A 15,126-nucleotide genomic window follows, 5' to 3' on the forward strand; every position below is an offset into this window, starting at 1 on the left:
TTTTGGATAAAAAGTTAAAAAATATAATCAAAATTACACTCCCATTATTACTGGGAGTTTTTTTAGTTTGGTATTCATTATCTAAGGTATCCATTAGCGAGTTGCTGGTATATGCAAAACATGCAGATTATAAGTGGATTGTATTAGGGATGTTTTTAGGTTTTTTAAGTCATTTGTCTCGAGCTTACCGTTGGCGATTTCAATTAGAGCCTATGGGTTATAAAGTGAAATTTGCTAATAGTATGATGGCTGTTTTTGCAACCTATTTAATTAATTACACCATTCCAAGAGCAGGAGAAGTGGCCAGAGCATCAATTCTTACAAATTACGAAGATGTTCCTTTTGAGAAAGGTTTTGGAACCATAGTTGCCGAACGTATAGCAGATATGCTTGTTATGCTGGGAATTATTGCGATTACACTTTTTTTGCAATTTGACTTTATCTATGGTTTTTTAATGGAAAGATTTAACCCAACCAAAATAATAATTGCCATTATTGGTATGGGGCTAATACTATTCCTTTTTACTAGGTTTATAAAAAAAAGCCAATCTAAATTCGCATTAAAACTTAAGTCTTTTATAAATGGTTTAATAGAGGGAGCACTTAGTATCTTTAAAATGAAAAAAAAGTGGGCCTTTATTTTTCATACCCTATTTATTTGGGGTATGTACGTACTGATGTTTTATGTCACCTCGTTTTCTATAAATGAGCTTGAAGGCATTTCTGCAGGAGCCATTTTAATAGGTTTTATCTCTGCAAGTTTTAGCATTGCAGCTACAAATGGAGGAATTGGATCTTATCCTCTGGCTATTTATGCCGCATTTTCAATTTTTGGAATCCCGGAAGAGCCCAGTATTGCTTTTGGCTGGATTATGTGGGCATCACAAACACTAATGATTATTATTTTTGGCGGACTGTCATTAATTTATTTGCCAATTTATAATAGGAAAAAAAAGGCGTAAATTATTTTGTAGCCAAGGTGTTTGTAGCTTGCTAAAACTTTGCTTTTTATCTCTCCGTTTATTTATTACCTTGCCATTATCAAATCATAAAACACTTGTCTGATATGAAGTCTTTATTTTCTGTTTTATTTCTGGTAATAGCCATACATTTTAGTACAGCTCAGATTACATATAAAAGCATTCAATCTGCAAAATTAGGTGAAGAGCGCCAAATTAAAATACAATTACCAAGAGGTTATGAAAAAAATGAAGATAAAACGTATCCCTTATTTATTGTTCTGGATGGCGATTATATGTTTGAAGCTGTTGCTGGTAATGTAGATTACTATTCTTATTGGGAGGACATGCCGGAAGCCATTGTTGTAGGAGTGAATCAATTGGATAAAAGGTATGATGACTGTATGTATTCAGAGCAAAATTCTCTACCAATAGAAGCCGGCGCTAATTTCTTTGAGTTTATAGGCATGGAGTTGGTTCCGTATATAGAGAAGACTTATAGAGCGGGAAGTTTCCGGGTTGCAGTGGGACATGGCGAAACAGCCAATTTTATTAATTATTATTTATTAAAGCCAAACCCATTATTTCAAAGTTATATAGTTATTAGCCCTGAATTAGCGCCCGGTATGATTGATTATGTTCCGGAAGTGCTTGGTAAAGCCCAATCTAAAATATTTTATTATTTAGCAAATACAACCAGTGACAACAAATCATTAATAGGAATGACAAAAGCCCTGAATACTGATATTTCTGCTATTGAAAACGAAAATCTGGTTTATGATTTTGATAGTTTTGATGGGCCTTCTCATTATTCGGTGCCTGCACATGCTATCCCGAGTGCCATTGAAGGGATATTTCAAGTTTTTCAACCTATTTCAAAGAAAGAATACAAGGAAACTATTTTAGAATTAGAGATATCACCGGTAGTATACCTTCAGGAAAAATATCAGGCTATAAGCGATTTGTTTGGAATTGAAAAACAGATTTTAATTAATGATTTTAAAGCTATTTCTGCTGCTATAGAAAAAAGCGAAACCTATGAGTATTATGAAGCGCTAGGTAAAATGGCTAGAAAAGCCTATCCGGATACGTTGTTAGGGGGCTATTATTTAGGACGCTTTTATGAAGAAACCGGAGAACCTAAAAGAGCTATGCGTACCTACCAAACAGCTTATACTTTAAATGAAATTGCAGGTATTACAAAAGATGAAGTTCTTGACCGTGCCGATTTAATTAAACAAGATTTTGGGTATTAATGGCAAAGCTAAAGACAACGTTTTTTTGTCAGAACTGCGGAAATCAATATGCTAAGTGGCAAGGACAATGTAATGCTTGTAAAGCCTGGAATACTATTGTTGAAGAGCTTGTTCAAAAACCTGAAAAGAGTGATTGGAAAACGCCATCATCAACTGTAAAAAGAGCAGCAACACCACTATTAGTTAATGAGATTGACACCTCTAAAGAACCACGTTTAGATACGCATGATTCTGAATTAAATAGAGTTTTAGGGGGAGGTATTGTACCTGGATCCTTAACGCTTTTAGGGGGTGAGCCCGGAATTGGAAAGAGCACATTATTACTTCAAATTTCATTGAAGCTTCCGTATAGAACGCTGTATGTTTCAGGCGAAGAAAGTCAGAAGCAAATAAAAATGCGCGCTGAACGGATTAGTTCAAAAAAGAGCAATTGTTATATTTTAACCGAAACAAAAACTCAAAATATATTTAAACAAATAGAGGTTTTAGAGCCAGATGTTGTTATTATTGACTCCATTCAAACCCTGCATAGTGATTATATTGAATCTTCTTCCGGAAGCATTTCGCAAATAAAAGAATGTACTACAGAGCTTATTAAGTTTGCTAAAGAAACGGCAACCCCGGTATTGTTGATAGGGCATATTACAAAAGACGGACATATTGCAGGACCTAAAATTTTAGAGCATATGGTTGATACGGTCTTGCAGTTTGAAGGCGACCGTAATCATGTATTTAGAATATTAAGAGCGCATAAAAACCGTTTTGGATCTACCAATGAGTTGGGAATTTATGAAATGCAGGGCTCCGGTTTACGTGAAGTTTCCAATCCTTCAGAAATCCTGATCTCTAAAAAAGATGAAGAATTGTCAGGAAATGCCATCGCTGCAACTTTAGAAGGGATGCGTCCGTTAATGATTGAAGTCCAGGCCTTAGTTAGCACTGCAGTTTATGGAACACCACAACGAAGTGCTACAGGGTTTAATGCCAAACGCTTGAATATGCTCCTTGCTGTTTTAGAAAAAAGGGCAGGCTTTAGATTAGGAGCAAAAGATGTTTTTTTAAATATAACAGGGGGGATTACTGTAGATGATCCGGCAATAGACCTGGCAGTTGTAGCCTCCATTTTATCATCAAATGAAGATGTGTCTTTACAAAAAGATTTTTGTTTTGCTGCAGAGGTAGGGCTTTCGGGTGAAATCCGACCTATTCAACGTGTCGAGCAACGTATTATTGAAGCCGAAAAATTGGGATTTTCAACCATTTTTGTGTCTAAATACAATAAAATTTCACTTAAAAATACATCAATTAAGATCCAGTTGATCTCAAAAATTGAAGATCTGGTTGGTTTTATTGTTTAAGAGAGCGTACAAAAAAACTTTCTTAGATTATTTTTGTCAGAAAATTTGAGTAAAAAAATCAATCAAATAGGCTTTTTATCGAATTTTTTTGCTTTTAATCGGAAAAAAACAGCTTTTTTTCTAGGAACTTTCATTTTGATGTGCTAATATTGCCTTGTTAATTAATTGAGAATCACAAAAATTGATTTCTTTTTGTAGCAAACTTCCCTCAAGTTTTTACAGTCCATTGTATTAGAGTGTATTATTCATAGTATAAAAATAGACCCCTTAGCTATTAAAATTTATCTTATGAAAAAATCACTTTTATTTAAAACCCTGTTTTTAGCTGTGTTTTTATTGTCAAATATGACATACGCTCAAGATTCTGATGGAGATGGTGTGCCGGATTCTACTGATATAGATGATGATAATGATGGTATTATTGACTCTTACGAATGTTCTGCAGCCATTAATTTTAATAATGCATCATTGCTGACTGCTACAGATTTAAGTGATGTAGGGGAAGGTGAAAAAGTAATATATTCAAATGCTCTGCTATATCAAAATGAGTATTATGACATTGTTTTAACCATTATTAGCATAAACGGTTCGTATACCGTAGATTGTAATAATGAATTACGCGTAAGTACTTTTAATTCCAGTAATGATGATTATGTTACCTATTCATTTGATTTGGTTGAAGCCGGTAGTGCAACACCTGCAAATCCGGTCGGAACGCCTGCAATTTTATATGATATCATACTGGAATCCAGGGATATAGATACTTCTAATTATAGAGACTTTACAGAAATTTCGGGATTTAATTCCTCAACAGTAACATCAACGATAACTCCCTATTTAAGTGCTACCACTAACCTGGAGCAGGCAGGTTTTGTTAATGGTCCGGATCCAGTAGGCTATACCCTATACAGATTGGACCCTAAAACCGTAGCTCCTAATGATGATTGGGTTTATGAGCCGGATGACGGTGGGACACATGGTGATGACCCGGACTTTTATTTATATATGGAGTTTGATCAGTTTTCACATGTTGATTTGTTATATGGTGCTACAGGAACAACTACTAATACCTGGATAAGGTTAACAAATTTTGGAGTAAGTTCTAAATGTGATTTGGATGACGATTCAATAGCAGATACACTTGATATTGATAGTGATAATGACGGTATCCCTGATAATGTTGAAGCGCAACCCACTATTGGATATATCCCTCCAAGCAATGCAACAGGAGGAAGCATAACAGACGCTAACAACAATGGCCTAGATGACGTTTATGAGTCTGCTATGGGAGGAACAGATTTGAATAATGTTGAAGATACCGATGGTGATGGCTTAAAAGATTATCTGGATGAGGATTCAGATAATGATGGCTATGCTGATATACAGGAAAATGGTATGGCAGATACGTATACCGCAGCTGATGTAGATGGGGATGGATTAAATAATGCGTTTGAAACCAATGGGGTTATGGATGCTTTTTTAGATGTTAATGAAGATATTGAAGATCCAACAGATTTATCAATTCTACCGGACGGTGATAGTGATTTGTTCTCAGGAGGCGACTTGGATTATCGCGATTTATTTAATGTAAACCCACCGCCAATAGCGTCCATAGATTTTGATGGTGTAGATGATTATTTATCAGGAACTTCATTTATAGACGGGTTGGGCAATGTAACCATTATGGCCTGGATAAAAACGGATTCAGGTAATTCAACAGATATGACCATTGCAGGTGAGGATACAGGTTGCAGGCTATGGTTACAAAATGGAAATAAACCTATGTTTACAGTAAAAACGGCAGGAAACTCTGAAGCTAGTTTAGGATGTACCTGTACAGCCATAAATTATGATGAGTGGCATCATATTACTGGTGTGTACTCTAGTGTAACCGGAGATATGTCTCTATATGTTGATGGCGAATTTATCAGTTCTACCAGTGTAGGTGCTTCTGGTGCTGTAATAGAAAACACAGAAGATTCCAATGGTAATTTTGAAGTTGGAAGATTGTCAAGTGACGTATCCAATAAAGAATATTTTAAAGGTGATATAGATGAGGTTCGTGTATTTGATGTGGCTTTAACAGAAGATCAAATACAACAAATGGTCTATCAGGAGATAGAAGATAATTCCGGAAATACCATAGGAGCTATTGTGCCTAAGGATATTAAAGATATAACAACAAGTGCTAATGTGTCTTGGGCTAACTTAATAGCTTACTACCCTATGACCAATATTGTAACAGGTAAAACTTCAGATTATTCAAGTTATGATAATGAACTAAACATTAACTATATAACAACTATTCAGGATCAAACGGCTCCAATGCCTTATGTGGCATCAAATGGAGGCAACTGGACATCAGCGTCTACATGGCAACATGGTGATGTTTGGGATATAGAGGATATTGCAAATAATAAAGATTGGTGTGTAATAAAAATATCAAGTGATGTTACGGTATCTGATACAGTGACAGCGTCAGGTCTAGTTATAGATTCAGGACAAACCCTAACCGTTCAGGGAGATAATTTAGTTGAGAACAGTTGGTATTTAGGGCTCAATGGAACTTTGGATCTTGAGGATGACTCTCAATTAATTCAAACTACAACCAGTGATTTAGTAACCTCTGCAAACGGCAAAATATTAAGAAGACAGGAAGGCCAGTCAAATGCCTTTAGATATAATTATTGGGCATCACCGGTAGGAGTTACAGGAGTAACAAGTCTAATCGATAATAATGCGGCTACCAACAATGCTAATAATACCGCTTTTAATGTGGGTATGATTAAAGATGAATCGGGACTTACCTGTCAATTTACCTCAGGTTATACAGGTAGTGGTAGTATAAGTACATTTTGGTTATTTAAGTTCTTTAATGCATTGACCTATTGGGATTGGAAAAGAATACCAACTTCTTCAGCATTAGCTCCCGGAATAGCTTATACGCAAAAAGGAACCGGGGTTGCCAGTTCAGAACAACAATATATTTTTGAAGGAAAACCTAATAACGGAACTATTTTAATTGATGTAAAAGATGTAGGAGGCCCGGGGTCAGTAGAAAGTGTATCTAAAACAAAATGTCTTTTAGGGAACCCGTATCCTTCGGCTCTTGATATTCATAAATTTATTGATGATAATTCAGGGGTGATAGAAGGTACATTAAACCTTTGGCAACAGTGGGCTGGAAACTCACACAATCTTAGTGAATACAATGGTGGTTATGCCCAGGTAAATAAAACAGGGTCTTGTAGAGCCTATCAGTTTGTTGGATTTTATGGTGGCCATAATGGTTCTCAAGATGGTACAAAAACCCCGACAAAGTACTTGCCTGTAGGGCAAGGCTTTATTACTGAAATAGTGGCTGACGGGCAAGTAGAGTTTAATAATAGTCAGCGTGTGTTCATAAAAGAAGCCGATGCTGATGGCACCTATAATAATGGCTCAGCATTTTTTAAAGCAGGTAATACCAAGTCAAAGAAAAATACAGCAAAGACTACTACCTCAAAAGAAAGTAATTCAAAAGCTACTATGCGAAGGATCAGATTAGAATTTAATGCTGTGTCCGGGCCGGAAACAAGAAGAGAGCTGTTATTAGGGTTTAGTGATTATACGTCTGATGATTTTGATTATGGTTATGATGCCGAGTGTACAGAGTCCAATAATAATGATTTGAACCTAAATTTTGAAGGTAAGAACATGAATATTCAAGCCTATAGTCCAATTACAGAGGACAAAGTAATTCCACTAAACTTTAAGTCATCAGGAGATAATTCGTTTGAAATAAAGATCACGGAATTAGACGGAATTGATGCAGATCAAAAAATCTATATCAAAGATAATTTAACAGGTGACTATTTTGATTTAACCGAAGAAGATGCAGCCTATAGTTTTTCCTCAGAACAAGGAAAATTCAATACAAGGTTAGAACTGGTGTTCCAAAATGAACAACAGTCCTTAAGTACTGAAGAGGCCTTAGTTGACAAAAATTACTTGTACTATCAAAATAAAACAAACACCTTATATGTGAAGAAATTGACCAGTCAGGTAACTAAGCTGTCTTTAGTAAACATGAGAGGACAAATAGCTTTAGAAATGCCCAACGTTCCAATAGATGCTTTAGAAAATGGGATGCAATTCCATAATCTATCAACTGGAGCGTATGTTGTACAGTTAAGAACTGAAGCCAATGAAGTATTGACTAAAAAGATAATAGTGAATTAGGTTAAAAAAACAAAAATCAACTTATGGGTTTTCTGGATAAAGATAAAGCGCATTTTTATTTGTTAAAATTGCTTTTATAAAAACCATAGTCGTTGAAAGAGAAGTAAGTGTTTTGTTTTAACCAATGAGCTGGCTTAACTGTTTGATTATAATTTGCCAAAGCTGTTAACTATGAAAACAAAACTATTATTAAAACTACTAATTCCGGTATTTTTATGCGGTTTTTTTAGAGACTTAAGCGCGCAAACCTGTGGTACGTATACATGGAACCCTCCAAGCTTACCATCAACATGCACCTATACTTATAACGCAACCGGTTGGGTTGATAGTTTAGGAAATCCAATAGCACCGCCAACTACTGTTAACGGCTCCGATTCCGTATGTATACTGGCAGATAACTCAGATTTGATTGCATCATCAGGGTTTAAAGGGACGCTCTATATCGCTTCAGGTGTTACATATTCAGGAGCATTGGCAAGTATTAACGGAGCTACATTATTTATAGAAGGGAATCTCGATTTCCCTGTAAATCCAAGCTTTCAGAATGCTTCTGTCTACATTTATGAAACAGGTTCCATCTCTGTTCCTGGAACTTTTAACCCTTCAGGGTCATCAATAGTTTATAATAAAGGTATGTTTAATATTGGTGATGAATTAAACGTAGGAGGTTCGGCAACATATGTTTCATTCTATGATAGTAGAACAACTGTCCAGGGTGATGCCGGTATTTCCAGTGATTATTCAAACTGTGGTGTTTTAGAAGTTTTTGGTTCCTTGTCTTCGGGTGGGTCAAGTGCATTAATCAATGACTGTTCATTATTAATTCATACTGATATGTCATTGAATGCCGATTATACTAATAATGGCCTTTTTGTTTTAAAAGGAGATTTGTCTTTTGGTACTGCTAAATTTTACAATAATGGTACCATGCTACTGGAAAATATTAGTTTGAGTAATGATGATCTCATTGGAGATGATGAGAACTCCTTACTTATTGTTAGAAGCAATGCTTCACTTACAAGTGGAGCTTCAATAACGGGACATATGTATTATGATGAAGATGATGGCGGTGGTTTTGACACCAGTTGTGCTTCATGTACAGAGGATATTGATGTGCTTCTTGATGTTACAATCCCACCAACTGAAGAGCTTATTTTGGCCGATTGTGGAGCTAATATTATAATAAACCCTGTTTTATTTTCATCGAAGCTTGATTTTGATGGTGTTGATGATTATGTTTCAACACCTGAATTTATTAATGGTTCCAGTAATGTTACATTCATGGCTTGGGTAAAGTCAGATTCGGGAAACAATACCAATATAACTATTGGAGGAGAAGATACGGGATGTAAATTATGGTTGCAGAATGGAAACAGGCCATCATTCACCATAAAAACGGTTGGTAACAGTGAGCAAACTGTGGGGCAATGTGCTTGTTCTGCTATAAATTATAATGAGTGGCATCATATTGCAGGAAGTTTTTCAGGTACTACAGGAATAATGAAGCTTTACGTAGATGGGGAGCTTGTAGAAACCCATGATACCGGTGTTACCGGCACAAATATTGAAAATACGGCAGCTACCAATGGTAATTTTGAGATAGGAAGAACAACAAAGAACGTTGCAAATAGAGAATATTATAAAGGAGATATTGATGAGGTAAGAGTGTTTGATACGGTACTTACCGATGATCAGATACAAAGAATGGTGTATCAGGAGATTCAAAATAATAGCGGTGTTATAAAAGGAAGTGTTATTGATAAAAATATAGTAGATATAGCTACTAACAACACTATTCCCTGGTCAAGTTTGATGGCATATTATCCGATGGCTGATATTATTTCGTATGACAGGACTACAGATTATTCTTTAAATAACCGGGTAACCAAATTACATAATATAACGTCGTTGCAAGAGCAAACAGCACCGATGCCTTATGAAACTGTTAGTAATGGCCTTTGGACAGAAGAAGCAACTTGGAAACGGGGTCAGGTATGGGATATAGAAGATACTGCCAATAATAAAGACTGGAGTATTGTAAAGATAATGAATAACGTAACAGCTTCTCATGAGATTAAAACCCTTGGGTTGTTAATAGAGGATACTAAAACACTAACAGTTCAGGGAGATAATTTGGTGGAGAACAGTTGGTATATAGAACTCAATGGAACTTTAGACCTTGAAGACGACTCGCAATTGGTACAAACTGTTAATAGTGATCTGGTTACCTCAGCAGACGGTAAGTTACGAAGACGACAGGAAGGGCAGGCAAATGCTTATAGATATAATTATTGGTCATCACCAATAGGAGTAACAGGAGCAACAGTATTAATAGATAACAATACCACATCCAATAACACTAATAATACCTCTTATTATGTAGGTATGATAAAGGATGGAGCAGGGTTGTCCTGTCAGTTCACCTCAGATTATACAGGTAACGGTAGCATAAGTACCTTTTGGTTATTTACTTTTTTTAATGCATTGACCTATTGGGATTGGAACCGGATATTAACCACTACTGAATTAAAACCCGGAGTGGCCTATACGCAAAAAGGAACCGGGGTTTCCGGTTTGGAACAACAGTATATTTTTGAAGGAAAGCCTAATAACGGAACTGTTTTAATTGATGTAAAAGATGTAGGAGGGCCAGGCTCGGTAGATAATGTGTCAAAAACAAAGTGTCTTTTAGGGAACCCATATCCTTCTGCTCTTGATGTTCATGAGTTTATTGATGATAATTCAGGGGTGATTGAGGGAACATTAAATCTTTGGCAGCAATGGAGTGGAGATTCCCATTATCTTAATGAATACAATGGCGGTTATGCTCAGGTAAATAAAACAGGGTCTTGTAGAGCCTATCAGTTTGTAGGATTTTATGGAGCACATAACGGAGAACAGGACGGGACAAAAACCCCTACAAAATATCTGCCTGTAGGGCAAGGCTTTTTTGTAGAAGTGGTGGCAGACGGACAAGTAAAGTTTAATAATGGTCAACGTGTTTTTATTAAAGAGACTGATGCCGATGAGACTTATGATAATGGATCAGTATTTTTTAAATCTGGTTCTAAATCAAAAGGAAAGCCGTCAACTCAGGGAGACCATGAAGCTGTGATGCAAAAGATTCGTTTAGAATTTAACTCAATATCCGGGCCTGATACTAGAAGAGAACTATTATTAGGTTTTAGTGATTATACAACAGATGAGTTTGACTATGGCTATGATGCGGAGTCTACAGAATCCAACAATAATGATTTAAATTTAGGCTTGGAGGGAAAAAATATGAATATACAAGCTTATGGTTCTATAACAGCAGACAAAGTTATTCCGTTACATTTCAGATCTTCAGGTGATAACACATTTGAGGTGAGAATCACAGAAAAAGAACATCTGAGTGCTAATCAAAAAGTGTACATCAAAGATAATCTCACAGGAGACTATTTTGACCTTAGCAAAGAAAAGGCATATCAATTTAGCTCAGATCAAGGAAAGTTTAATAACAGGTTTGAAATTGTCTTTCAAAGTGAACAGCAGGCTTTAAGTATGGAAGAATCTGAGGTTGAAGAAAATTTCATGTATTACAAAAACAGCATTAATACGTTGTTTGTAAAAAAACTAAAGAGCCAAGTTACTAAGTTTATGTTGGTAAATATGCGCGGGCAGGTAGCCTTGGAGATGTCTGACGTTCCAACAGAAACTTTAGAAGAAGGTATGCAATTCCATAATTTATCAACCGGGGCATATATTATACAGTTAAGAACGGAGGCTAATGAAGTGCTGACAAAAAAGATAATTGTGAACTAATTATATAAGCAAATATTAAAGACGAAAAAAGACTGTTTGTAAACAGTCTTTTTTCGTCTTTAATATTAACCATTTTAAGGATAATTCCTTAAATTCGCAAACTTATAAGAATTAAGAGTAAATGAGTACTAAATTTCCTGAATATAAAGGACTTGACTTACCAAATGTAGCATCAGAAATCTTGCAATACTGGCAGGAAAACAACATTTTTGAAAAAAGTGTTTCAACAAGAGAAGATGGCAAACCATTTGTGTTTTTTGAAGGGCCCCCGTCAGCAAACGGACTTCCCGGGGTGCATCATGTGTTAGCACGGGCTATAAAAGATATTTTTCCACGTTATAAAACCATGAAAGGGTATCAGGTAAAGCGTAAGGCGGGCTGGGATACTCATGGTTTACCAATAGAACTGGGTGTAGAAAAAGAACTGGGGATTACCAAAGAAGATATTGGTAAAACTATTTCTGTTGAAGACTATAATGCTGCTTGTAGAAAGGCCGTGATGCGTTATACCGATGTTTGGAATGACCTTACTCAAAAAATGGGGTATTGGGTAGATATGGATGATCCGTATATTACCTATGAACCCAAGTATATGGAAAGTGTTTGGTGGTTGCTAAAACAGATTTACAATAAGCGTTTATTATATAAAGGGTATACCATTCAGCCCTATTCACCAAAAGCAGGAACCGGATTAAGTTCACATGAATTAAATCAACCGGGAACCTATCAGGATGTTACAGATACAACAGTGGTTGCTCAGTTTAAAGCTGTTGAGGGGACCCTTCCCGACTTTTTACAAAGTGAAGGAGCTATTCACTTTTTAGCATGGACCACAACACCCTGGACCTTACCCAGTAATACGGCTTTAACCGTTGGGCCAAAAATAGATTATGTATTGGTTGAAACATTTAATCAATATACTTTTAAGCCTGTTAAAGTGATCCTGGCTAAACAATTAGTAAGCTACCAGTTTTCAGGGAAATTCAATCAGGTTGAAGACCAGTCAGAATTAGCCTCTTATAAAGCAGGAGATAAAAAGATCCCTTTTTATGTTATAAAAACGTTTGTGGGGAAAGATTTAGTTGGCATAAAATACGAACAACTATTACAATATGCGTTACCAAATGATAATCCGGAACATGCATTTAGAGTAATTTCGGGAGATTTTGTAACCACAGAAGATGGAACAGGTATAGTACATACAGCTCCAACGTTTGGAGCAGATGATGCTTTAGTAGCAAAACAGGCAACACCAGAGGTGCCGCCAATGTTGGTAAAAGATGCGTATGGAAATTTAGTACCGCTTGTAGATTTACAAGGTAGATTCAGGCCGGAAATGGAAGAATTTGCAGGCAAATATGTAAAGAATGAATATTATGACGATGGTGAGGCGCCGGACCGTTCTGTAGATGTAGAGTTAGCCATAAAACTAAAGGAAGAAAATAAAGCCTTTAAGGTAGAAAAGTATAAGCACAGTTATCCCAACTGCTGGCGTACAGATAAGCCCATTTTATATTACCCGTTAGATTCCTGGTTTATAAAAGTTACAGACGTTAAGGATAGAATGTTTGAACTTAATGAAACCATTAATTGGAAACCAAAAGCAACGGGAACCGGCCGTTTTGGTAATTGGCTGGCCAATGCTAACGATTGGAACCTGTCTCGCTCCAGGTATTGGGGTATTCCTTTGCCAATTTGGAGAACAGAAGATGGTAAAGAAGAGGTTTGTATAGGCTCAGTTGAAGAGTTAAAAAATGAAATGCAAAAGGCTGTTGAAGCCGGGGTTTTAGCTCAGGATATTTTTGCAGATTTTGAAGTGGGCAACAATTCTGATGAAAACTATGCTAAACTGGATTTACATAAAAATATAGTTGATGAGATTGTATTAGTATCTCCAACAGGGCAAAAAATGTTCCGCGAAAGTGATTTGATTGATGTTTGGTTTGATTCCGGTTCTATGCCTTATGCACAATGGCATTATCCGTTTGAAAATAAAGCGTTGATAGATGATAACAAATCCTATCCGGCAGATTTTATTGCAGAAGGTGTAGATCAAACCCGTGGGTGGTTTTATACGCTTCATGCTATTGGGACCATGGTTTTTGATTCTGTAGCTTATAGAAATGTAGTGTCAAACGGACTGGTGCTGGATAAGAACGGACAAAAAATGTCAAAGCGTCTAGGAAATGCTGTAGATCCTTTTGAAACTTTAGGGAATTATGGAGCAGATGCTACACGTTGGTACATGATTTCAAATGCAAATCCATGGGATAACCTAAAGTTTGATATAGATGGGGTAGAGGAAGTAAAACGTAAGTTCTTTGGAACACTTTATAATACCTATTCATTCTTTCAGCTGTATGCCAATCTGGATAATTTTAATTATAGCGAAGCCGATATCCCTCTTGAGGAAAGACCGGAAATTGACCGCTGGATACTTTCAGAATTACATACCTTAATTAAAAAGGTAGATACATATTATGCCGATTATGAGCCTACAAAAGCCACAAGGGCAATTTCTGATTTTACTCAGGATTATTTAAGTAACTGGTTTGTGAGATTAAGCAGAAGGCGTTACTGGAAAGGGGATTATCAGCAAGATAAGATTTCAGCATATCAAACCCTGTATACCTGTATGTTGACTATTGCAAAATTGGGGGCTCCGGTAGCACCGTTCTTTATGGACAGATTGTATTTAGATTTAAATGCAGTGACTCATAAAGAATCTTTTGAGAGCGTTCATTTATCAGATTTTCCTGTTTTTGACAAATCATATGTTGATAAGTCTCTGGAAAATAAGATGGAAAGTGCTCAAATCATATCATCATTAGTATTGTCATTAAGAGCAAAGGAAAAAATAAAAGTAAGACAACCCTTACAAAAAATAATGATTCCTATAAACAGCGAGTCGCAAAAAAATGAGATTTTAGCAGTTTCAGACCTTATAAAATCTGAAGTTAATGTCAAAGAGATTGAAGTTTTAGAAGATGCTTCAGAGATTTTGGTTAAGCAAATAAAACCAAACTTTAAAGTACTCGGACCTCGCTTTGGAAAAGACATGAAGGCTGTAGCTCAGGTAGTTAATAACTTTACTTCTGAGGATATTAAAAATATGGAACAAAATGGTATTTTAGACGTTGAAGTAAACGGAAAAAATATTACTTTAGAGCGGACAGATGTAGAAATCACCTCACAAGATATTGAAGGGTGGTTAGTGGCTAATGAAGGCACTATAACGGTAGCTTTAGACGTTACCATTACAGATGAATTGCGTAAAGAAGGTATAGCCAGAGAGTTAATAAACAGAATTCAGAATTTACGCAAAGATTCAGGTTTTGAAGTCACTGATAAAATTGACGTAAGGCTTCAAAAAGATGAACAGGTTGTAAATGCAGTTGATGCGAATATGACCTATATAAAATCAGAAACGTTAACAAATGAACTTGAAATAATAGATAAATTAGAAGATGGTATAGAAATTGCTTTTGATGATGTAAATACCAAATTATTTATCCAAAAACATTAGTA

General features: G+C 36.0%; 6 protein-coding genes. All 6 read left to right on the forward strand.

Annotated features, from left to right (window positions below; translation table 11 throughout):
* Positions 1–2 precede the first annotated feature (2 nt).
* The 6 genes from VOI54_RS05585 (at position 3) to ileS (ending at position 15,124) form a co-directional block, all read left to right on the forward strand.
* Entirely contained in the window at positions 3–962 is a 960-nt protein-coding gene (locus VOI54_RS05585; protein WP_326281733.1) for a lysylphosphatidylglycerol synthase transmembrane domain-containing protein, read from the forward strand.
* A 104-nt stretch (positions 963–1,066) separates the two neighbouring features.
* Positions 1,067–2,215: an alpha/beta hydrolase gene (locus VOI54_RS05590; protein WP_326281734.1), complete on the forward strand. Its 1,149-nt coding sequence runs from the start codon at positions 1,067–1,069 to the stop codon at positions 2,213–2,215.
* Positions 2,215–3,573, forward strand: a complete 1,359-nt coding sequence (gene radA / locus VOI54_RS05595; protein ID WP_326281735.1) for a DNA repair protein RadA — start codon at positions 2,215–2,217, stop codon at positions 3,571–3,573. The genes VOI54_RS05590 and radA overlap by 1 nt, the downstream gene beginning before the upstream one ends.
* A gap of 288 nt (positions 3,574–3,861) precedes the next feature.
* Complete coding sequence (locus VOI54_RS05600; RefSeq protein ID WP_326281736.1) at positions 3,862–7,794, forward strand: DUF8693 domain-containing protein; 3,933 nt, start codon at positions 3,862–3,864, stop codon at positions 7,792–7,794.
* Between the two features lie 171 nt (positions 7,795–7,965).
* The gene (locus VOI54_RS05605; RefSeq protein WP_326281737.1) at positions 7,966–11,598 is read left to right on the forward strand and encodes a DUF8693 domain-containing protein; all 3,633 of its coding nucleotides are present in this window, start codon (positions 7,966–7,968) and stop codon (positions 11,596–11,598) included.
* Between the two features lie 121 nt (positions 11,599–11,719).
* Positions 11,720–15,124 carry an isoleucine--tRNA ligase gene (gene ileS, locus VOI54_RS05610; protein WP_326281738.1) on the forward strand — a complete coding sequence of 1,135 codons (3,405 nt, stop codon included), beginning with the start codon at positions 11,720–11,722 and terminating at the stop codon, positions 15,122–15,124.
* The last annotated feature ends 2 nt before the right edge of the window (positions 15,125–15,126 follow it).

The sequence above is a fragment of the Alterotamlana spongicola genome (assembly GCF_035818475.1).
In the GTDB taxonomy this organism is placed as follows: Bacteria; Bacteroidota; Bacteroidia; order Flavobacteriales; family Flavobacteriaceae; genus Cognatitamlana.

Coding starts and splice junctions, on each gene's coding strand:
- VOI54_RS05605 (WP_326281737.1), top strand. CDS start 7,966: ATGAAAACAAAACTATTATTAAAACTACTAATTCCGGTATTTTTATGC.
- VOI54_RS05600 (WP_326281736.1), top strand. CDS start 3,862: ATGAAAAAATCACTTTTATTTAAAACCCTGTTTTTAGCTGTGTTTTTA.
- VOI54_RS05590 (WP_326281734.1), top strand. CDS start 1,067: ATGAAGTCTTTATTTTCTGTTTTATTTCTGGTAATAGCCATACATTTT.
- radA (WP_326281735.1), top strand. CDS start 2,215: ATGGCAAAGCTAAAGACAACGTTTTTTTGTCAGAACTGCGGAAATCAA.
- ileS (WP_326281738.1), top strand. CDS start 11,720: ATGAGTACTAAATTTCCTGAATATAAAGGACTTGACTTACCAAATGTA.